At 35.5% G+C, this 21106-nt stretch carries 16 protein-coding genes and 1 tRNA gene; 5 read left to right on the plus strand and 12 right to left on the minus strand.

Translation table 11 applies throughout. From position 1 onward, the window contains the following. Positions 1-3 precede the first annotated feature (3 nt). Positions 4-3852, minus strand: coding sequence for a DUF748 domain-containing protein (locus G7050_RS02985; RefSeq protein WP_166110997.1), 3849 nt, complete (start codon positions 3850-3852; stop codon positions 4-6). A gap of 145 nt (positions 3853-3997) precedes the next feature. Next, complete coding sequence (locus tag G7050_RS02990; protein ID WP_166111000.1) at positions 3998-6496, minus strand: TonB-dependent receptor domain-containing protein; 2499 nt, start codon at positions 6494-6496, stop codon at positions 3998-4000. A 773-nt stretch (positions 6497-7269) separates the two neighbouring features. Between G7050_RS02990 and G7050_RS02995 the strand changes: the two genes are divergently transcribed. Continuing rightward, entirely contained in the window at positions 7270-8658 is a 1389-nt protein-coding gene (locus G7050_RS02995; protein WP_166111003.1) for an MATE family efflux transporter, read from the plus strand. Between the two features lie 32 nt (positions 8659-8690). On the opposite strand, the gene G7050_RS03000 is transcribed toward G7050_RS02995, so the two are convergent. Beyond that, on the minus strand, positions 8691-10328 hold the full coding sequence (locus G7050_RS03000) for a sulfatase-like hydrolase/transferase (protein ID WP_166111006.1): 1638 nt from the start codon (positions 10326-10328) through the stop codon (positions 8691-8693). Positions 10329-10604: 276 nt separating this feature from the next. Here G7050_RS03000 and corA point away from each other — a divergent pair, with 276 nt between their 5' ends. Continuing rightward, a complete protein-coding gene (gene corA / locus G7050_RS03005) occupies positions 10605-11684 on the plus strand; it encodes a magnesium/cobalt transporter CorA (RefSeq protein ID WP_166111009.1) in 1080 nt (359 codons plus the stop codon). A 10-nt stretch (positions 11685-11694) separates the two neighbouring features. Here corA and G7050_RS03010 read toward each other — a convergent pair whose 3' ends face one another. The 4 genes from G7050_RS03010 to G7050_RS03025 all read right to left on the minus strand — a co-directional run bounded on the left by G7050_RS03010 (position 11695) and on the right by G7050_RS03025 (position 15195). After that, the gene (locus G7050_RS03010) at positions 11695-12762 is read right to left on the minus strand and encodes an acyltransferase (protein ID WP_166111012.1); all 1068 of its coding nucleotides are present in this window, start codon (positions 12760-12762) and stop codon (positions 11695-11697) included. A gap of 134 nt (positions 12763-12896) precedes the next feature. Then, positions 12897-13439 carry a DJ-1 family glyoxalase III gene (locus tag G7050_RS03015; protein WP_166111015.1) on the minus strand — a complete coding sequence of 181 codons (543 nt, stop codon included), beginning with the start codon at positions 13437-13439 and terminating at the stop codon, positions 12897-12899. A 105-nt stretch (positions 13440-13544) separates the two neighbouring features. Beyond that, on the minus strand, positions 13545-14453 hold the full coding sequence (locus G7050_RS03020; RefSeq protein WP_166111018.1) for an energy transducer TonB: 909 nt from the start codon (positions 14451-14453) through the stop codon (positions 13545-13547). A gap of 28 nt (positions 14454-14481) precedes the next feature. After that, the gene (locus tag G7050_RS03025; protein ID WP_166111021.1) at positions 14482-15195 is read right to left on the minus strand and encodes a pyridoxine 5'-phosphate synthase; all 714 of its coding nucleotides are present in this window, start codon (positions 15193-15195) and stop codon (positions 14482-14484) included. Positions 15196-15493: 298 nt separating this feature from the next. Here G7050_RS03025 and G7050_RS03030 point away from each other — a divergent pair, with 298 nt between their 5' ends. Further along, positions 15494-16366, plus strand: coding sequence for an NAD kinase (locus tag G7050_RS03030; RefSeq protein WP_166111024.1), 873 nt, complete (start codon positions 15494-15496; stop codon positions 16364-16366). A gap of 74 nt (positions 16367-16440) precedes the next feature. Here the strand turns inward: G7050_RS03030 and ruvC are convergent, their stop codons facing one another. Both ruvC and G7050_RS03040 read right to left on the minus strand, forming a co-directional pair. Further along, positions 16441-17007 carry a crossover junction endodeoxyribonuclease RuvC gene (gene ruvC / locus G7050_RS03035; protein WP_166117617.1) on the minus strand — a complete coding sequence of 189 codons (567 nt, stop codon included), beginning with the start codon at positions 17005-17007 and terminating at the stop codon, positions 16441-16443. A gap of 95 nt (positions 17008-17102) precedes the next feature. Further along, positions 17103-17414, minus strand: coding sequence for a DUF4286 family protein (locus G7050_RS03040; protein ID WP_166111027.1), 312 nt, complete (start codon positions 17412-17414; stop codon positions 17103-17105). A gap of 279 nt (positions 17415-17693) precedes the next feature. Here G7050_RS03040 and G7050_RS03045 point away from each other — a divergent pair, with 279 nt between their 5' ends. Then, complete coding sequence (locus G7050_RS03045) at positions 17694-17870, plus strand: hypothetical protein (protein WP_166111030.1); 177 nt, start codon at positions 17694-17696, stop codon at positions 17868-17870. 69 nt (positions 17871-17939) lie between these two features. Then, positions 17940-18013, plus strand: a tRNA-Ala gene (locus tag G7050_RS03050). Between the two features lie 365 nt (positions 18014-18378). Here the strand turns inward: G7050_RS03050 and G7050_RS03055 are convergent. From G7050_RS03055 to G7050_RS03065, 3 genes are all read right to left on the minus strand, one after another. Next, positions 18379-18747 carry a hypothetical protein gene (locus G7050_RS03055; RefSeq protein ID WP_166111033.1) on the minus strand — a complete coding sequence of 123 codons (369 nt, stop codon included), beginning with the start codon at positions 18745-18747 and terminating at the stop codon, positions 18379-18381. A gap of 168 nt (positions 18748-18915) precedes the next feature. After that, the gene (locus G7050_RS03060) at positions 18916-19392 is read right to left on the minus strand and encodes a hypothetical protein (protein WP_166111036.1); all 477 of its coding nucleotides are present in this window, start codon (positions 19390-19392) and stop codon (positions 18916-18918) included. A gap of 242 nt (positions 19393-19634) precedes the next feature. Continuing rightward, the gene (locus tag G7050_RS03065; protein ID WP_166111040.1) at positions 19635-21101 is read right to left on the minus strand and encodes a RagB/SusD family nutrient uptake outer membrane protein; all 1467 of its coding nucleotides are present in this window, start codon (positions 21099-21101) and stop codon (positions 19635-19637) included. Positions 21102-21106: the final 5 nt, after the last annotated feature.

Here is a 21106-nt window from a genome sequence, read left to right on the forward strand (position 1 = left end):
ATTTTATTTGGATTTATCAGGATGCTCTTCAGCATCCTTTTTCTTTGATTTCTTATCACTTCGAAATATCCCTTTCACCTTGTTCAAAAAACCGGTAACCTTTTTCGCAAAGTTCTGTTTCTTTTGAGAAAAACCGACAGATTCTACGACCGCAGGCTGTAGTATTTGCCAAAGATAATTGAACGTAGAGTGATAGGCATCTCTCTCGATAGTTACATGTACATGCCTTGCCTTCTTATATTCCTTATCTGGATTATTCTTTTTTATTACCTTATTTGCGATTGTACTGACAAGTGTATTTGTAGTCAATTCACCATCTTTGTTCCTCAAGACCGAAACAGTCAAGTCATTATACAGCATAAGCATCTCAATAGTAGCCCCTTTACTCGAAGCATCGGTACTAAAAGTTAAAGATTTTATATGTCCATCCTCAACTTTAGCCGGTGCCATAGGTGTAATAAGCTGATTTAAGTCTCTTAAGTCAAATTTATTCAGATGTGCTTTTAGATAAAAATGATCATTCAGAGAGTCTACAGGCAACATCCAGGTAGCTGTAAAATATCCTGTACCCATAAGCCTGCCATCGGCATTTAGCTCTATATATTGTTTTGGACGGGATACTATGTTGGTGAGTCCCGACAAACGTCCATTCATATTTGTAAAGAAAATGACTCCTGATGTAGTTCCATTTTTAGGCAGCTCTTCGTATACAACCTTGAAATTTTCGACATTAGCCGTATCAATAGTAAATTTAACAGGCAATTTTTGCAGTCCTTCATAAATCATAGGCATGATATTATGTTGAATTTCAATCTGCTGATTCTTGAAATTCAAGAGCTGTACATCTTTAACTAATAAATCCTTAGCATGAAATACATTATTGGCGATGTATCGATTGAAATCGATACCCGACAAAGATATGTGCCCTACTCCTACATCAAACCAATCTTTGTGCGTAGGATGATGATATGCAAATTCTTTTTTAGGATAAGCCGGTACAAGGTGTAAATTTTCAATCACCAAACTCCCTGCATTCTTTTTTAAATCTATAGCTTCGGCTTGCAGTGTATAGAAACCATTATTCAGCGGAAAGCTAAAATTCCGTGTACTAAAATTAATATCGTCCAACACGAATGTTTTCAAATCGCTGTTTATAATCAAACCACTAAAGAAAAGACTAGTTCTATTTAGCTTCTGTTGTTTGTTAAGCTTTCCATTCAAAGTACTTGCATAATCAATATTGGCATCAGCCACGTTAAACTTATCTATGGATACTTGCTTGGCAATCTTCTCGAAGATGCTATAAAAATCTTGCTTTTCGGATTTTACAGTATTAATTCTTGCCGTTTTCGAAATTTGATTAATCTTCACATCGGGTTTAGCAATATCCACACTCGCCAGATTAAACTTGCCATTACCCCACTTTAAGTTTTGTATATTAATATCAGTTGTTTTAAAATGCAATTTAAGACTGGGTTGATCGGCTCCGACTTTAATATTTGAAATATCGATCTGCCCTACATCTAAAGATCCGGTAAAAGCCTTAGAGGGGGAAGATTTACTATTTCGTCCGACTCTTTCGTGACGTTTAATGTAATTTATAACAGGAGATTGTAACGTGATGGACCCGATTGATGTCTTTTTCATTTCGGCATCCCATGATAAAGATTTGAGTTGAAGATCATCAAACTTTGTTTTCAGGCTATCTTTAGTTGTTTGGTCAAAGTATTCGATATCCGCATTTCGAATATCAAAGACCCCTGCTACAAAATTCAACACTTTATCTCTTTTCTCCGCTTCTTTTTTAACCGCAGAATGAGTGTTTCCCGTCTTTACTATTTTTAAGTGAGGAGCTTCTATATCCAGAGAATTAAACACTATAGTATTTTGTGTAGGAGAAGCCTTATAGTCAATACTCCTCAAAGCTACGAATGGTGTTAATAGAGAGAAGTAAGTATCGGGAGCTTTTTTCCATGACTTAGTCAACGGAAGTAGTTTTACATCATGCAATTCTAAATTCCCTCCGATGCCCGTAAATATCCCTTTTCTTATCATCAAACGATATTCTTCACCGGGTAAGACATTATCGAACCGCTCGAAACTAAAACGGATATTGTCTGAAGCAAAATAAGTATAAGAATGCTCTATGGTCGCTTTATTAATCAAAAAGTTCGATGCCGAAAAATCGACCTTAGGTAATTTATAAACAACATCTTCTTTTTTCGTCTTATCCCTAAATGTAATATTTCCACTATTCAGATTTACTTGATTTATTGATATGTGATTAAAGAATGGCACAACAACATTCAGATTGGCTGATTTTTTATTTCCCTCAGGCGGCTCTTGTGACCTTCTTGCTTTTCGGTTCTTCACATATTCTATTTTGGGAGCATCTATGCTCAATTGCTGAGCCTTCATCCCATTATCATATTCCAATCCCGATAAGCTTATCGAATCTATTGTTCCTTCAATATAATCACGTTCAGTTTTAAGAGACAGAGGGGCTAGCTTAACATCCTTTATCTGAAAATCTCTTGTCACCGTATTTAACTTCATACGACCTATTCTCATCGCATGATTCCTACTCACAACAATACCTTCGATATCTGCTGCATCCAGCGAGAATCCCTGTGAGTATAAAAAGCGTTGTTGAATATCTGCCAGAGAATCGACTTTGAAACCGTATGCTTCAAAGTTAAACCGATCCATATTATATACATCTATCGTATCTCTTAATCTATTAGTATATTTCAATTTAGCATCTTCGATACCAATTTTATCTATCGTTATACTATGTAATATTGGGGATACTATGGCATATAAAGTCCATGAAAGATTTATTGTATCTTTAGTTTCAGACTTCACCCGAGGTTTGACTTTTACGCTATCTCGTCTTATATTAAAATATTGTATTTCAGATTTATTTATATCGAAAGAACTTGCTTCTAAATGATTAAATGCATTTATTCTTTTAAAGCGGACTCCTTTTACTTCAATCGATTGTACTTTAGCTTCGAGGTATGTATCAGGAAGAGTATGCTGCTCTTCCCACAAAAGAGTCTGAGGCTGCAGATGCACTTTATTTATCTGAATAATAGAATCCTTGGTACTTAATCTGATGTTATCGGTTTCAAGTAAGAACTGATTATTGGAGAGTAATACCTGTGGCTGATTAGTTGTAAAATCGAAATTATCACAAAAAAGGAGTTTACCTGATTGTGCGGAATTTTCATCCAAAACAAAATTGTATGCATGAAAACTAACATCTTTCAATCCATATACGGCAGGTATACCCTGATCATCAGTTACGTAAGTTATGCTGGCATTCTCCAGATTCATCTTTTTAACACTCAATATATCCATATAGGGAGAAATCATCTCATACAGAGATTGAGTATTGGGATTATTACTCTTTACTTCAGCCCGGGATAACTTACCTGAGTTGAAAACTTTTACAATAGGCGTCTGTATTTCAAAGAGATCGAAATGCAGTTGACGATAGCTAAATAGCCAAATTAAATTGAGACCTTTAAAATGAATTCTTTTTATTTGAATATCGAAATAATTGGGGGGTAAACTATCTTTTGATGCCCACTCTTTAAAAACCATAGAATCGGGCTTCAATTCTACCTCTTTGAGGGTTAGCTCGCCATTGAAAAGTCCAATACTGAGACCTTGTGAATGAAACTGATACAAACCTCCGGTTGCATCCGAAATATATTCGCTAAGCTTTTCCCGCAAGAAGACCTCGAGTCTCTCTCTCATATACCAATTGACCAAAAATCCTCCCACAACCAATAGGATTATGACAGAAAAAACGATCTTAAGTATTTTTTGTTTCTTTTTTTTCATAGAGAGGGTCTCTTATTTTTAACAATATTAGTAAAACTATTCCTTTATTAAACAAAGCCTCTGCGATTATGTTTCATTCAAAACAAAAACATCCCTAAGTTTTTTATTACTCAGGGATGTTTTTTACTCTTTTTATTAACCTCAGTTATTGACCTCCGCCGCCACCTTGTGAATTATTTCCTCCTGAACCGCCTCCCATAGAATCATCATTTGTAATTCCACGCACGGCTTTTTTGATCTGAGCTTTCATCTCTCCAAATCGATAAGATACTCTCATAGCAAAAAATCTCCGCTGATAAATACTAAATGATTCTGTATGGAAACTCGGATTATCTATCACATTTCTAAACTTCTGATGATTTGAAAAGAAATTAGAGGCCGAAATATTGATATTCAATTTATCCGACAAAAAGCCTTTCGAGAAAGACAAGCCATAGTAATTGTAAGAAGGTCCCCGTCCTTGTATATTGAAATATGGTGTACCACCACCTAAATATACATTTGCCTTATAATCTTTAGGTAATGTATATTGCATATTAGAATAAGCATTACCTACAAAGCCTGAGTTGGAGAGCTTAAACTCCGCATCATTCGACTTTACATCTATATAAGAACCTGATAGATTTCCTGTAAGCCTAATTTTAGGCGTAGGCATCCAGCTCAAATTGGTATAGAGTCCCAACCGTTTACTTTTGCCTACATTAGCATATGTTGTTCTGCTTACAATACCGTCCAACTCTGTAATACGCTCAATTGAGTTATCCACAAAATTATAGGATAAACTGGCGTTCATATTGAATTTAGGGTTAAAGAAATTGTAATTCAAATCAATAGTGTGAGACTCAACAGGCTTTAGGTTCGGATTACCAACGCTACTATTTAGAGAATCGGTTCTATTCTCAAAAGGATTTAATTGCCATATTCCGGGTCTTGATATACGCATATTATATCCCAATCGAAGACTCTGCGACTGGCTCAACTGATAACTGACAGTAGCTGATGGAACCAAGTTTGATAAATTTGTTTTAAAATTTTTCTCATCGGCAACCTCGCTTTCTGCCAATGGATATTTTATATCCATATGAGTACCTTCATACCTTACCCCCGCTTTAAAACCAAACTTTTTGAATTTCACGGCATAACTTCCATAGGCGGAGTAAATATCTTGTCTGTGTTTAAATTCGTCTTTTAAAGAAGGTTCATCAACCCAGCTTCCTTCAGCATCTAAAAATTGGCGTCCACTATTACTTGCATTTAATCTTGTAATATATTTAAGTCCGGCTTCCAGGTTATGAATTTTCGCAAATGGTGTTGCATAATCGACCTGCATGGTATGCTCTTTTTGGTCACCATTAGAATACTGATTATTTCTTGAATCTGTTTGATTTAAAATACCGTTTATTCGATTATCCGAACTCCAATCATCGGGTTCCAGAGCTAATCGATATGAAATTGTAAGTAATCGATCTTTCACTGTTTTGGATGTCATCTGATAATCGGCCTTCAATTCTGTTGAACCATATCTGTAAGTTCCATCTGTAAATTGATCAAATTCTTTTATCGGTGTAAATGCTGCATCTTCCATTCTATTGTTAGTATAAGAAGTCTGCTTTCCGTCTCCGGCGTATCGCCCGAAACCGATATTAATTAAATTCAGAGAATCTATTTCATAACTAAGCTCACCATTACCAAACTGACCGTTACCTCTGTTTTTGCCTGTACCACTCTGAATTAAATACTTATTCTCTAAATCCTTAAAATTCTCTCTAACCAACGATGTCTCATATTCGGGATTTCGATACTGATACAAAGTATAGTTACCTGTAAACCCGAACTTACCGGATTTAAGCATTAAGTTACCACCTACACCATATCCACCCTGCGAATTTACCCAACTATTTACAGTTGCGGTATATCCACCCATTGCTGTATTTTTTTGTGTGATAATATTTATGATACCGGCTACCCCTTCAGCATCGTATTTAGCACCGGGGTCGGTTATTACCTCTATATCTTTAATAGTACTTGCGGGCATGCTTCTCAAGACATCTTTCGGATTGCTTGCCAACATCGAAGAAGGTTTTCCATTGATATAAATTCTGTATGCTGACGATCCTTTGAGTTGAATATTTTCTTCGCCATCCACAGTTATCATCGGCACTTTTTTAAGCATATCCAAGGCGTTGTTGGTCTTAGATTCGGGGTCGTCTTCCATGCTGTAGGTTATCTTGTCCAGATCAACCTTTATCAAAGGCTTCTGGGCAGAAACAACAACCTCGTTAAGCATCTTACTATTATCTTTCATTAAGATATTTCCTAAATCGAGAGTTTTGTCGTTTGTTAAAACAAAAGGTTTAATAGTAGGTTCCTTCCCTATAAATTCGACGGTAAGCAAATACTCCCCTGCCTGATTCATCGAGAATTGAAATTTTCCGTTTTCATCTGTAGGTACAACCTTATCTACTTTTCCGGAACTGGCCTGCTTCGATATTTTAATTGTTGCATAAGGAATTGTTTCGGCTGTTAAAGAGTCTGACACGACACCCTTGACTTGAATTTTCGGCTCTATGGGAGCTTGCGAGACTACTATTAAAGGAAAATACAAAAGAATAAGAAAAACAGCGAATAGTTTCTTTGTTGACATAGAGTCTAGTTTTAAGGTTCCTAATTAGAATAGTAAAGTCTCAGACCTATTTATTGCCCGTGCAAGTATAACAACGATTGATAGTTACATCTTTAAAATACGGCTTTAAATACTTTCAGCTACTTATATTTATATTTACAGATCGTTTTTCGTTCTCAAATATAAATCCTCAATTTAAAATAACCTATCATTCAAAGCTACTATTATCTTTCAAAAGCTCCATTTTACTATTATTTATCTTTATTTACCATTGATTAACCCTACAATCCGATTACTCATCGGGGTGATATTTATCTTGCTGCTTATTGAATAAAAAAGGGTCAGGTATTTCAAAAAAATTGAAGTTTTAGAGGATAATTCTATAACTTTGTGCTGCTTTATCTGAAAACAAAAAAACGCGAATAGAAGGAGATACTCTTACCTTTGGGGAAGGGTAATAAATAGGAGTTTTATCTATATTAGATGAAACAGCCTCTGAGAACAGAGACTAAAAAAAGGATAAATAAGCAACACCGGAAATGTGTGCACTTTTGTTACTTCTGTAACCTTTTTACTTATTAAATACTGATTATCAACACAAAACAAAAGTGACAGAAGTATACACTTTGCAGCCCAATGGCGGTCACCTTTGTCACTTTATAGTATACCTTTTGTAACTATTGTCTCCTTCCGGGTTTCATAAAATTATCAGATCATTAAAGATAATATGGAGCAGTTATCTTTATTGCCAATCTTACGTATTCCATTGCTCTTCATTCTTAAATTCTAAAAAAATGCAACAAGTTGCAAATGTTGACGAACTCGAAAACAAAAACATTGCTAAACTACTCTGGCAATATGCACTACCTGCTATTGTAGGAACATTAGTCAACTCACTTTATAATGTGATCGACCGTGTTTTCATCGGTCACTGGGTTGGAGATGACGCCTTGGCCGGTTTAGGTCTTGTACTTCCTATTATGAATATTACAGCAGCCGTAGGTATGCTTGTTGGAGCGGGTTCGGCAAGTCGTATTTCCATCTATCTGGGAAAAAAAGATAAGGATACAGCCGAGCGGATAGCAGGTACTTCATTCCTTATGACAATTATCATCAGTGGCATTGTTATCGGACTATTGCTTCTATTCCTAAAACCTGTACTCATGTACGCGGGTGCCAGTGCAGAGACTTATCCGTATGCTCGAGATTTTCTTGTCATTTTTTTACCGGGTAATCTCTTCCTGTCCTTATGCTTCAATTTTAATAATATGATGAGGGCATCGGGTTATCCGAAAAAAGCGATGATCACTATGCTTATCAGTGTAGTAGCCAACATTATACTAGCCCCCATATTTATACATTACTTAGGATGGGGAATGAAAGGTGCAGCTGCGGCTACTTTTATTGCTATGGTTATTGGCTTTACTTTTGTGATGCAACACTTTATCAATCCGAATAGTTATATAAAACTTAGATGGAAAAACATTCGACTGAATAAGAAGATTGTTTGGTCGATAACATCCATTGGAATGTCGCCATTCCTTATACAACTTACGGCATCTGTAGTTGTCTTTTTCATTATTGCACAGCTCAAAATATATGGAGGTACGGACTCACACTCCAGCGATATGTCGATAGCCGCCTATACTATCGCCAACACGATGCTTATGCTTATCGTAATGATCGTACTAGGATTGACACAAGGTATGCAGCCTATTGTAGGATATAATTACGGAGCCAAGAATTACGAAAGAGTAAAGGAGACATTAATCTATACAATCAAGGTAGGTACTATAATCACAACTTTCGGTTTTATTCTGGGATTTTTCTTTCCTCAAATATTTGTCAGTTTCTTCGGACCGGGTCCCGAACTAGCCGAGAAGTCGGCAACAGCACTTCGTCTTGTTGTTATATGTTTTCCTCTGGCAGGGTTTCAAATTGTTGTGACCAACTTTTTCCAATGTATCGGTAAAGCAGGTAAGTCGATCTTCTTAAGTCTTACCCGTCAGGTGTTATTTTTGGTTCCTGCTTTATACATACTACCTCAGCATTTGGGACTAAAAGGAATATGGTTATCGATGCCTGTAGCAGATGCTCTTGCAGTAATCGTAACTTTTATATTATTTACATTTCAGGTAAGAGCGCTGAAAAAAGAAGCAGATGCTCTAACTTATAATCCATAATTTCGGATTGAAGTAGTAACCCGAAAAGGTTACTACTTTTTATTACTTCTCCCCTTCACCTCATCATAGGTCAATTCACCTACGTAACGTTCTTTGGGCTCAAATTGCATAGAGAAAATACTTCTCTTATCATCATAATCCGAATAGTGTAATCCGGCCAAATCAGATAAACTAAATAAAAAATCGGAGGTCGAATAACTGCGTGTCGTATCAAGAACCAGATCTTGACGTTGCATTCTAAATTCAGGAGACATCCATACCAGAAAAGGAACTTCACACATTGAGGTCGATACCTTTTCGTAAGCATGCCCGGCAAACTCTCTTGTCTCATATACTTCTTCCCCATGATCAGAGAAATACACCAAAGCTGCATTTTTGTCCGATTGTTTATGCAGGATGGATATTAACTGAGAAATTATAAAATCATTGTATAAAACAGAGTTATCATATTTATCTATAGTACGTATTGCTTTTTTATCACGAAACTTGGTCTCTTGAATTAAATGATCCTTCTCGTTATTAAATACATTATAAGAGGGAGTATATCTAAACTCATACGCCATGTGATTACCAATAAGATGTATCAGTATTAGCTTATTTTTTTTCTTATCTTCTGCCAAGATACCTTTAAATGCTGGAAAAATTATTTCATCCGATTGTTTTTCGGGAGCCAGGTTTGAGATGTTTTTCGATAAATTCAGCAATACATCATAACTGGTCTTAAAGTTTCCGCCAAAAGGCTGATTACTTATAAAATAAGTCTCATAGCCGGCTCTATTGAACAGCTCGAATATAGAAGGTTTTTCTGTAATGTGGTCGGGATTATCCTTGTCAGCCAATGTCAATACCGAACGTAATACGGGAATGGTATGCACTTGAGGTGAGATTACATCGGCATATACCAATAAACTATCCCCTAATCCTGCTAATTTAGGATTCGTGTTTCTTGGATAACCATACAAAGACATGTGCTGCCGTGTTAAAGATTCGCCAATCACCACCACTATGGTTTTGGGTACTGTATCCTGATGAATGTCAGTCACTTCATAAGGTTGTGATTGTCGTTCCAGAATAGCACACTCCTCTTTATTCAGCCTAATTTTATAATTGACAAATAACTTATAAAAGTTAACAAAATACACAGACCTTGACAAGTGAGGAAGCGATACAACCAATATTAAAGAAACTAAAGCCGAGAAGAAAGCTATCTTATGTTCCTTTACTTTTAAAGGCTTGCCGACTCTCATCTTCCATATAATCAGGAAACACAAGAGTATATAGACTACACATCCAACTATAATCCAAGGATTAAAATAATGCACTAAAAACTCTTTGCTTTCCTCAGGATTGGTTTCGAATAAGCTTATAACACTGTCTTTCTGGAGTAAAACATGAGCAAACAACAAATAACTGGTGTATATTGTATTAGGGAGATAAGAGATTATGAATAAACCGGAAAAGACTAATTTTTGAGTCCTCGATTTACAGAATAACAATAAAATACCTATGGAAATAAAAAGTATTAAGTTAATTATTATTATAACCGAAACATGTTTATAAGAAAGATTTTGAGCCAAAGGACTCAAAAGTGGAAGAAACATAATCATATAAAAGAGGAAGAAGATCTGTAACTTCTTACCATACAATGCATTTACAAAAGAATTATTCATCAATAGTCATTCAATATTTAATTTTAGTATGTTTATTATGTATATATCCATCCGCTATTCAGATAAACACATAAATAATAGCCTTTTATGACGGTATTGACTATAGAATAAATATTTCGACACACTTAATCATAATAGGAGTGGCAAATATAGCATTTTTTCTTATTTTTGATCTAGTTAAGGTCTCGTACCTTTTCATTCTCTATCCAAGTATAATAATCAATGTCATTTATAAATATCCAATAGTAAAACGACTTAATCAACATACACAATATTATGGCAAAACGGAACTCTACCAGAACTCATAGCCGGAAACATATAAAGAATGCCCACCTGCTTGAAAATCTTACTTATTTGGGAGATATACAGATTCCGACATCTATAGAGTTGGTGCAATATAACACAAAACAAGTTTCTACAAAATCCATTCCTCCTTCTGATAAAATAAAAGATTTGATAAAGGACGACTGCATAAACTGGTTTAAAATAGTGGGGATAGCCGACGCCGAAATTATATATAATATCTGTAAGTCATTCGGCATACCACGATTTGACGTAAAAGATTTACTGTCGTGGCGTAACGTAACCAAAGTTATTACATACGAACATAATACTTTTATATTAATGTCGGGGTGTTTTATTGATGGATCTCAGGAGTTGGATCTGGATCATATTGCTTTTATATTAGGAGATAATTATGTTATAAGCCTTCAGGAAAATGCCAGTCCTATATTTACAGATGTACAGGAGGCTATTAAAAATTCGAAAGTACAAATACGTGAAAAAGGAGCGGATTATTTATTATATATATTACTCAATTGTGTACAATCTCTATACAATGATACCGTTTTAAAATTAGCTACAAAAATAGATGACTTGGAGGATAAACTCATTGATAATGACACTAAGGGTATTGATATAATGAAATTTATACGCACCCGAAAAAAAGATTATTCGCTATTGAAGCGTGCCGTTACATCTATGCGTGAAGAGTATTCGAATATATTACATAATGACAACCAACTAATAAAGTCAGAGAATAAAATATATTTTAATGATTACGACGACCGATTAAGAACGGCTTCTGATGACCTTGATATATTCCATGAATCCATCACATCATTAGGCAATTTATACTTCAACAACAATAACCTAAAGATGAATAATGTTATCACGAAGCTCACCGTCGTATCTACAATCTTTATACCTTTGACTTTTATGGTGGGGGTATGGGGGATGAATTTTGAATATATGCCCGAGTTGAAATGGAAATACGGTTATATTGTTGCGTGGGGAATTATGACGCTAATTGTTATATTAGCCCTTCTCTTTTTGAAGAAGAAAAAGTGGCTATAGTAAGCTAACTCTAGGTATTCTTTACTAAAAGACGCTTACTCAGTTTTTCTTTCACCCATTTATTTGCCGGAGTTTCAAAATATTTGAAAGACAAGCCGGAGACTACAATAGTCAAGGTAAGCCCCAAAACAAAAACAACAGGTTTATCGACATCCATATCCAACAAAATGAAAGTTCTTCTTATATACCAAAGAACTATCGCATGAAACATGTAGAAAGCGAAACTAATCTCGCCCAACCAGATAAATGTATCATTCGACAGGAATTTAGAAATACTGCCTGCCTGAAAATAAAATACAGATATAAATACTCCTACAGGCAGCCAGTACCACATAGAATAGCGATAAACTTCGGGTATAAAGTAAGCTACTATATAGAAAACCAGAAATAGAAAGATTGCTGATATCTCCATTACTGTAGGTGAAATCTTTCTTCTAAAATTTGCCACCTTAACCGACTGGCATATATTATAAAACAATATTCCTAAAACAAAATCTAATAGCCGCACGGGAGGATAACTATAAAGAAACCATTCTTGATTTTTAGTCCCGTTAAATATCGGACATAGAAGAAATACAAGAATCCCTGCTAAAGTAAAACCCACAACAAACTTACGCTTCATAGTTGCGAACCAAGCTATCAACAGAGGAAACAAGAGGTAGAAAAACATCTCGTCCGAAAGGCTCCATGCTGCGGTATTAAATCGTATTTCATCGGTAGGATAAAAGCTTTGTACTAGAAATATATTCGAAATAAAATTGGTTATATAAGGTTCGTTCAACGGGTGATCCTTTCTCATATACACCCAAATCAACATCGTGAGAATATGCAAAGGGTATATACGTGCAAAACGTGCTACATAGAAAGCTCCTTTACTGATTTTATTTTCGTTAAAACCTTGTTGATAGACGTGCGTCAGAATAAAACCACTCAAGATAAAAAAGAAGCTAACTCCCACACATCCCTCGTAAAAGAGATGGTGAAGAAACGGATTTGTTCCTTTGTCGAAAAGAATATTATGGCTCATAAAAACCATAAAGGCAAAAACAAACCTTAGTGACGTCAGTGGTTTTATCATCAATATTGATTTCTGTCCAAGATTACAGAAATGATTTAAAGTTCATTAATATCCAAAATAATATTATGCAAATATATTAAAGAGGCAGGGGTATTAAATTATCCCTGCCTTCTTTTATTTATATATCAATCTGATTATGCTAATAATAAACCTTTAGCTACCTCTTGTCTCTTTTCTTTACCTGCCAATATCTCCAGCAATTGAAGGGCAAAATCAAAAGTCAGTCCGGGACCTCTACCTGTTACTACTTTACCGTCTATAACTACAGCCTCCTGTGTTTTCAGATTTGCTCCATCCAGATATTTTTCGAATCCGGGATAACATGTCGCAGATTTACCTCTAAGCAATCCTAAACCTCCTAAAACCATAGGTGCTGCACAAATTGCAGCTATATCTTTGTCTGCCTCGGCAAATGCTTTTACTTGCTTTTTTAATCCTTCGTGATCATTAATCTTAGTTGTACCACCCGGTAAGATCAACATATCAATAGCAGTAAAATCTATATCCGAGAATAATACATCTGCAACTACAGGAATAGCATGACTACCAACCACTGTTTTTTCGTCAGTCAACGACACCGTTTTTACATCCACTTCGCCTCTTCTCAATATATCTACAGTAGCCAAAGCTTCTATTTCCTCAAATCCTGTTGTTAAAAAAATCAATGCTTTTTTCATATTCAATTCTAATTAAGTAAAGAATAAAATTTATGGGTGTTTTTTTAGAGTTACAACAATCTATAATTGTTATACTTGAATAAGCAACAAAAAGGGTCTGTGAACTTAGTTCAGGTTAAACTTATAAGTAATTGTACCTTTTTGATTATTCAAATTAGAACTTGTGGCAAATTTAGTACGACGGGCAGCTCGTAATGATTCATTTCTTAAACTGGCATTAGTCGTATTTGTTCCTTTGCCAATACTCGCTTCTATTACGTTTCCTTTTGGATCGACAATTATATCAACAACCACAGTTCCGTAATCGTCCACATGATAATCTGGAAGCTTCAAACCTCCTGCACCTACTCCTCTTCCTCCCAAGTCGTAGGTTCCTGAGCCTCCTACTCCTGAGATTTTTCCAGTACTTCCATTTCCTGAAGGCGAACCTTGGGTTCCGGTTCCTTGTGTATTACCTCGGCTACCGCTACCCGATCCATTGCCAAACAGACCAGCCATTTGGCTATTTATATTTTTCTTTCGGGCAGCTTCTTCCTGTGCTATCCTATCGGCTTCAGCCTGAGCCTTACGCTTTACCTCTGCAGCAGCAGCTTCTTTTCGCTTTTTCTCTGCTTCGGCTTTTTTTGCTTCATTTATAGCGATGGTTTTCTCCACATCCTGTGTTGCTGTTGGTGCCTTGGTTTCTTTAGTTGTAACTTTAGGCGTGGGTGCTTTTACGGGAATAGGCTCCACCTTTGTTTCGGGTGTTGACTCTCCTAAATTATTGGGCATGGTCGGGTCTGATTCTATAGGCTCTGTAACATCTTCGGTCAGTCCGTTTCCTCGTCCGAAGGGCTCATCATCTCCTAATGCATCAGCAACGTTTCCAAACATTACGGGTACACCACCCATCTCTTGACTGTATCTGTTATCACTAACGGGTTTAATATAATAGAATAGTAAACACAACAATAGAATTACGTGAAACGCTATTGTTCCCGCCAAACTTATTGTCTTTTCTTTTACCATAGCCATCGGCAATTTTTTTTTATTGGTCTACGACCTATTTCAAACAGTTTTTATATGCTGCAATTGTTCTTTCTAATCCCAGATAGAGAGCATCACTTATCAATGCATGACCAATAGATACCTCTTCAATGTAAGGAATATTTTTATAAAAGAAGTTTAGATTCTCCAAGCTCAGGTCATGTCCGGCATTTATTCCTAAACCCAGTTTTTTGGCAATCTTTGCAGCTTCTATAAACGGAGCAATAGCTTCTTCTTTATTCTTCGGATACAAAGTAGCATAAGGTTCGGTATACAATTCAATTCGATCTGTTCCCGTTTTAGCTGCATACTCTATTATTTCGGGATCAGTGCCCGTAAATATAGATGTACGAACTCCCATTGCTCTGAATTCATCTATAAGATCACTTAAAAGCGACTGATGGACTTTTGTATCCCATCCTGCGTTAGATGTTATCGCATCGGGTGCATCGGGAACTAAAGTTACCTGAGTCGGTTTTACTGTTTTAATCAGTTTTATAAAATCAGTTGAGGGATAACCTTCAATATTAAACTCCGTCTTTATCTGAGCTTTTAAGTCATATACATCTTTGAACTTGATATGACGTTCATCGGGACGAGGGTGCACGGTTATGCCTTGGGCTCCAAACCTCTCGCAATCGAGAGCAACCTGCAAAACATTGGGAACATCTCCTCCTCGTGCGTTTCGTATGGTTGCAATCTTATTTATGTTTACGCTCAACTGTGTCATGATAGCTTCTTTTTGTGATTTAGGTCACAGACCTTTTTATTACTTCTTTCTGATACAAAATACCCCGATAGTTATACTTGAAAATACAGCAATTTATGAATGAATGTATTTAATAATAAAACTTTTTCACCAACTTTGCATCATTGCTCATATACTATTACGCAAATTTAATAGTAAATACCGAAACTTGATACTATTTCAGTATTTTTAAGGTCAAAGACCTTTATTGCTTTTTCAATATCAGAGTGGTTTCCATTAAATGAGCGATTTGATAAACAGACAGAAAAATGTACCTTTTATGAGAATTGGAATTTTCGGCAAAAAATATCAAAAAAAAGAACAAATAAAAAAGGTCTTTGATATCTTATCTCAGAACCATGTTGAGATTTTCATTCAAAAAGAATTTTATGAATATCTTAAGCCTGACCTTGACCTGAAGGATTACGTTGCCGGTATTATAGATTATAATAACCTCAATTTAGATATGGCTTTCAGTATAGGTGGTGATGGTACATTTTTGCGTACGGTGTCAGCTATAAGAGAAAAAAACATCCCAATTCTGGGTATCAATACCGGAAGGCTTGGTTTTCTGGCTGACGTTTCGGAAAAAGATATGGAAGAAACTCTGTCCGAAATATTAAAAGGTAATTATACAATAGAAGAACGTAGCCAACTTAAATTGACCGTTAACGATTCTTCCGCCGGAATAGTAGACTATGCCCTTAATGAAATAGCCATACTCAAACAAGATTCGTCATCAATGATTACAATTGATGTAAATATCAATGGAGAAAGGCTTACATCATATGAAGCTGATGGTTTACTTGTCTCTACTCCAACCGGCTCTACAGCCTACTCACTTAGTGTAGGAGGCCCCATTATGGCACCAAACACCTCAAACTTCATCATCACAGCAATCGCACCCCACAGTCTGAGTGCACGACCTTTAGTTATTGAAGATAACAATATACTGACCTTACATGTCAGAAGTCGCAGTTCATGCTTCTTAATTTCCCTTGACGGGCGTTCTAAAGCAATGCCTGTAAATGGAACAACTCTCCAGATTAAGAAGGCTGCAACTTCTGTACTTGTAATAAAGCGCATAGGACAAACATTCTACAGTACCTTAAAAAACAAGCTGAAATGGGGAACTGATCCGCGTGTGGATTAAAACATTACCAATCCTGAATATCCAATTATTTACACCGCCCTACTAAAACAGAGCGGCAATCACTGATACGTTATCTACTTATCTCCCTTTACTTTATTAGGGTTCTGATTTATAAAATCCTTCCAACTATTAAATTTTTTCTCTTGAGTCGGATTATTAGTTTGAAAAAAATGACACACAGCTGCCGCCAATCCATCAGTCGCATCCAGTTGAGGGAGCATACTTTCATCGGGAATTTTCAAATACTGCTGAAGCATATAGGCAACTTGCTCCTTTGCAGCTTTACCATTTCCCGTTATAGACATCTTTATTTTCAGAGGGGCGTATTCGAAAATCGGAATATCTCTTGACAAGGCTGCCGCCATAGCAACTCCCTGAGCACGTCCCAACTTCAACATACTCTGTACATTCTTCCCGAAAAACGGAGCTTCAATTGCTAATTCATCCGGAAGATATTCTTCAACTAAAGCGAGAACTCTTTCGAAAATACGTCTCAGTTTAAGATAATGATCGTCATATTTACTTAATTGTATTACCCCCATTGTTATCAATTGGGGTTTATTATTTAAAACGCGTAATACTCCGTATCCCATAATTTGAGTACCGGGGTCAATCCCCAGAATAATACGCTCTTTATCTATTTTAGCCATTAATTTTTTATTATGGTAACTTTATTCAAACCAATACGTAAGTTTGATTTCAAAGATTATTACAATTCTGAATCGCCTATAAACTATCACAATAACGATACTTCTTCCATAAGAGTAACAAATCCGCCCACTTTAGTGCCAAATCTTCGCCCCATCTCCAAACTTAGGCTCTCCCCTGTTTCTTCTGCCCATTTATTTAAAGTGTCAATATCCTTTGCCTTAAATTGCAAGGCATAACTTACCCCACTTTCTTCATGCTGACGTTCTATTTTGGCTAAAGTCGGATGATTCAACAAACCACTTTTTACAGCCTGAGGCACATAATAAGTCTTTACAAAGGCTATAAATTCGTCCTGTATTGCATCTTCAACATGCAAAGTCGTATTAAATATCAACATAATTATTCTATAAAATTTATCTATACTTTATACAAAGATAATCAGATAATTTGCTTTTAGTATCAAGGCGCAATCGACCCAACACATAAAATACACATATACAGATTATTATAAGTAAATATATCACAATAAACATTTAATTGCAATTAACACAAGACCCTGATAATTATTTAACTATAAAAAAATATCATTTTATGCTTAAATATCTAATTTTTTTCTGAACTTTCTCTCCGAATTATCATTATAAGAGTAGTAATCATTTAAAAAGAAGGGATGCGTATGAAAAGAGATTTACACTTGAAAAAGGTTTATGTTGCGGTAGCTTTAACGGCACTTACTATCCTTCCGACAGCATTTGCTATTGGAGCCTTTCTGGATAACAACAGAAAATCAAATAAAGCAACATCAATGACACATCAACAGACAGAAGCTCTGCCTAAAGATGTAGGCAATTAATTTATTCTTTTTTTCTCAATAAGGCAACAGTTCGGGAAAATCTTATATCTTTGTTGCATAATTGAGAACGGGGGATTAGCTCATCTGGCTAGAGCGTTAGACTGGCAGTCTAAAGGTGATCGGTTCGAGTCCGATATTCTCCACTGAAACTTTAAATCCTCGAACAGAAATGTTTGGGGATTTTTATTTAATCAAAAAATGTAAAATATAGATAAGCAAGTCCTATTATTACCCCAAACGCAATAGGTAATCCTATTAGAGTATTTATACAACCATGACTTAAGTTATTAGCCTCATCATCAGAACTTCCTTTTAAATATTTTAATGGTTTAGGAATCCTATGGTCTTCAGAAATAAATATCGAATACGTACACCAATAGACCTAGCCGAATTGATTATAATATTTTCCATTTAGGGAATATTTTTTCAGAATCCTCACAAAAAAACCTCTAGACTTTGGTGCTATGTTCCGCAAATATCGAATTCTCATCCAGAAATGTTTGGGAATCTATTGTTTTTGAATAGTATATTTCACATCAAAAGAAGATGTTGAATTCCCTTCATAGACTTTACCGTCCCTGATGGTATAAATCAAATCAAAGGAGGACGATGAGTTCCCCTTATAGACTTTATCGTCTTTGATGGTATAAACCAAGTCAAAAGAAGACATTGAGTTCCCTTCATAGACTTTGCTGTCTCTGATGGTATAAATCAAGTCAAATGAGGACGTTGAGTTCCCTTTATAGACTTTGGCGTCTCTGATGGTATAAACCAAGTCAAATGAGGACGTTGAGTTCCCTTTATAGACTTTAATACTTTGACAGTACCCATTCAGACAAATGACTATAAAAAGAAATGTAATAATAAGTTTTTTCATGATTTTTCAGGTTAATTTACTACTATGATTGACAAAAATTATTATAGTTTATAATAAACTCTTCGATAAAGATAGTAATCCTTCCAAAATCCACACTAAAAGAGTTCGAGATTCTGGTACTATGTTCCACGAAATTTGGAATCCTCAAATAGTGATATTTTGGGGTTTTCACATTAATAGAAGCGGCAAAATAACTTTGTATATATCCTCACTATTGTTGACCGTATAAATAATATTATCCGAAAAAGCAGTACTACGGCCTTCAAACACCTTATTGTCTTTTACAGTGTATACAATATCGAAAACAGAGGTTGAATTACCTTTGTATATCGAATTGTCTTTTACAGTGTATATGATATTATCTGAAAAAGCAGTACTTCTACCTGCAAATATTTTATTATCTTTTATAGTATATACAACATCAAAAACAGAGGTTGAATTACCTTTGTATATTGAATTGTCTTTTATTGTGTATATGATATTATCTGAAAAAGCAGTATTTCTGCCATTAAACATCTTATTGTCTTTTATCGTAAATACAATATCAAAGACAGAGGTTGAATTGCCTTTATAAAATATATACTCGGAAGCAGAGCTGATAACACTTATAAGGAACAAAGTAGTTATTACTATAATCTTTTTCATAATTAATAGATTTGTATGTTGCTTTGACTAATAAACGATAAATAGGTTTAATGCATATATATTATAAAACTAATAACTTTTTCAAAATCTTCACTAAAAGAGTTCGAGACTTTTGTCTCTAATCTTAACATAGATTCGATTAGGTTTGAAAAAACAGAAGATAGCCAATAGGCTATCTTCTGAAAATTATATAGAACTTATGTTAATCTATTTTTGACCTTCCTTTTAGTTCAGATCTTAAATTACAAGTTAGGGTTATTTGTCGATTCCGTAGATGGTATCGAAAATAAATAATAGGTACTATTAGGAACAAAGTCTTTACCATCAGGTAATTTTGTCACTGTATGCCCTTGCATTTTGATCGTCTGACTTCCCGGGATTAATGTTCCTGAAGGAACCTCTTTCCTTACTACTGCCTTTTGGCGTCTAAGAATATCAGATAAAGCAAATCCCTCGCCAAAAAGCTCTTTACGTCTCTCTATCAGAATTTCTTCGATAAGCTGTTGTTTTGATAAACCTGCCAGATCAGGTGTCGCTGCTCCACGCTGAGTTCTTAACTCATTCAGTTTAGCTATGGCATTACTCAATTGATTTAATTCAGCAAAGGCTTCCGCTTCGATCAATACTTGTTCTGCCTTTCTCATTAATACAATATCTCCAGTTTCGTTTGATCGCATTACAAATTTTTTATACATCAATCCACCTAAGAAACGAGTTGTATCCCATTCGAATAATCTGAATCTAACATCGCCTGCATCGTTATTAAATAAATCCTTAAAATAAGGATCAGCCATAAAGCTGTAATAACCCGAAGCTTTCGAAGAGACGTCTTTAAATTGGAAACTATAACTAGCTACATTTTGATCTGCCGTTTGCCCGTGTCCCCATATCCATTCTGCATTATTATAATCATTAAAGCCCTTAAAATAATCTTCCTGTGCCATCCATTTATAAGCAGATTGAGCCTCATTTGCATATTTTTGAGCTTGTGCCCATCTGTTTGTTTGTAGATAGAGGCGTGCAAGAAGACCCGCAACTACATTCTTATCCATTTTATATTTCAAGCCACCTCTATCGTATGTTCCTAAATTATTGTATGCAGCTAATAGATCAGTTTCGGCTTGTTTGTAAACGTCCTTTACCTGACTGCGTGGTTTTCCTACAGTTTCTGTAGTCGAAGGCTCTGTATAGATTGGTACAGACAAGGCTGTAGAATCTTTAGCATAAGCAAAATTGTAGAATGTTACTAAATTGAGATATAAATATCCCCTTAAAGCTTGTGCCTGAGCTTTTATTCTAGCTTTCTGTTTCTCATCTCCAGGAACACCATCTATTCTGGTTATCAAACTGTTGGTATTATCTATCCCTTTGTATGCAAACGTCCAGATTGCAGTCACTGTTGTTGCAGTGGTGTTCGACATATTTGTAAATGAGTAGTGAGCAAGATAGCCATATTTACCGGGTTGCAGAGCCGCATCGTTACCCATAGCATCGCTGGTTAAAAGGACAGTCGTGAAACCGGGGTTTTGATAAGTGGAGTAGGTATCCCACAAATACCTCCATGTCCCGTTCAGGACATTATCTGCATTATCTGCATTTTGAAATACTAAATCGCTATTGACAGCATTAGTAGGAACCACATCCATTTCGCAAGAATTGAAGTTGACTGCTAGTAAGATTCCTAAAAGTGAATATATATATATTTTCATTTAAA

The organism is Dysgonomonas sp. HDW5A (genome assembly GCF_011299555.1).
Taxonomy (GTDB): Bacteria; Bacteroidota; Bacteroidia; order Bacteroidales; family Dysgonomonadaceae; genus Dysgonomonas_A.

Bases quoted from the DNA above. Each gene is read 5' to 3' on its own strand.
- G7050_RS02985 (WP_166110997.1), bottom strand. From the start codon at position 3,852: ATGAAAAAAAAGAAACAAAAAATACTTAAGATCGTTTTTTCTGTCATA.
- G7050_RS02990 (WP_166111000.1), bottom strand. From the start codon at position 6,496: ATGTCAACAAAGAAACTATTCGCTGTTTTTCTTATTCTTTTGTATTTT.
- G7050_RS02995 (WP_166111003.1), top strand. From the start codon at position 7,270: ATGCAACAAGTTGCAAATGTTGACGAACTCGAAAACAAAAACATTGCT.
- G7050_RS03000 (WP_166111006.1), bottom strand. From the start codon at position 10,328: ATGAATAATTCTTTTGTAAATGCATTGTATGGTAAGAAGTTACAGATC.
- corA (WP_166111009.1), top strand. From the start codon at position 10,605: ATGGCAAAACGGAACTCTACCAGAACTCATAGCCGGAAACATATAAAG.
- G7050_RS03010 (WP_166111012.1), bottom strand. From the start codon at position 12,762: ATGATAAAACCACTGACGTCACTAAGGTTTGTTTTTGCCTTTATGGTT.
- G7050_RS03015 (WP_166111015.1), bottom strand. From the start codon at position 13,439: ATGAAAAAAGCATTGATTTTTTTAACAACAGGATTTGAGGAAATAGAA.
- G7050_RS03020 (WP_166111018.1), bottom strand. From the start codon at position 14,453: ATGGCTATGGTAAAAGAAAAGACAATAAGTTTGGCGGGAACAATAGCG.
- G7050_RS03025 (WP_166111021.1), bottom strand. From the start codon at position 15,195: ATGACACAGTTGAGCGTAAACATAAATAAGATTGCAACCATACGAAAC.
- G7050_RS03030 (WP_166111024.1), top strand. From the start codon at position 15,494: ATGAGAATTGGAATTTTCGGCAAAAAATATCAAAAAAAAGAACAAATA.
- G7050_RS03040 (WP_166111027.1), bottom strand. From the start codon at position 17,414: ATGTTGATATTTAATACGACTTTGCATGTTGAAGATGCAATACAGGAC.
- G7050_RS03045 (WP_166111030.1), top strand. From the start codon at position 17,694: ATGAAAAGAGATTTACACTTGAAAAAGGTTTATGTTGCGGTAGCTTTA.
- G7050_RS03055 (WP_166111033.1), bottom strand. From the start codon at position 18,747: ATGAAAAAACTTATTATTACATTTCTTTTTATAGTCATTTGTCTGAAT.
- G7050_RS03060 (WP_166111036.1), bottom strand. From the start codon at position 19,392: ATGAAAAAGATTATAGTAATAACTACTTTGTTCCTTATAAGTGTTATC.
- G7050_RS03065 (WP_166111040.1), bottom strand. From the start codon at position 21,101: ATGAAAATATATATATATTCACTTTTAGGAATCTTACTAGCAGTCAAC.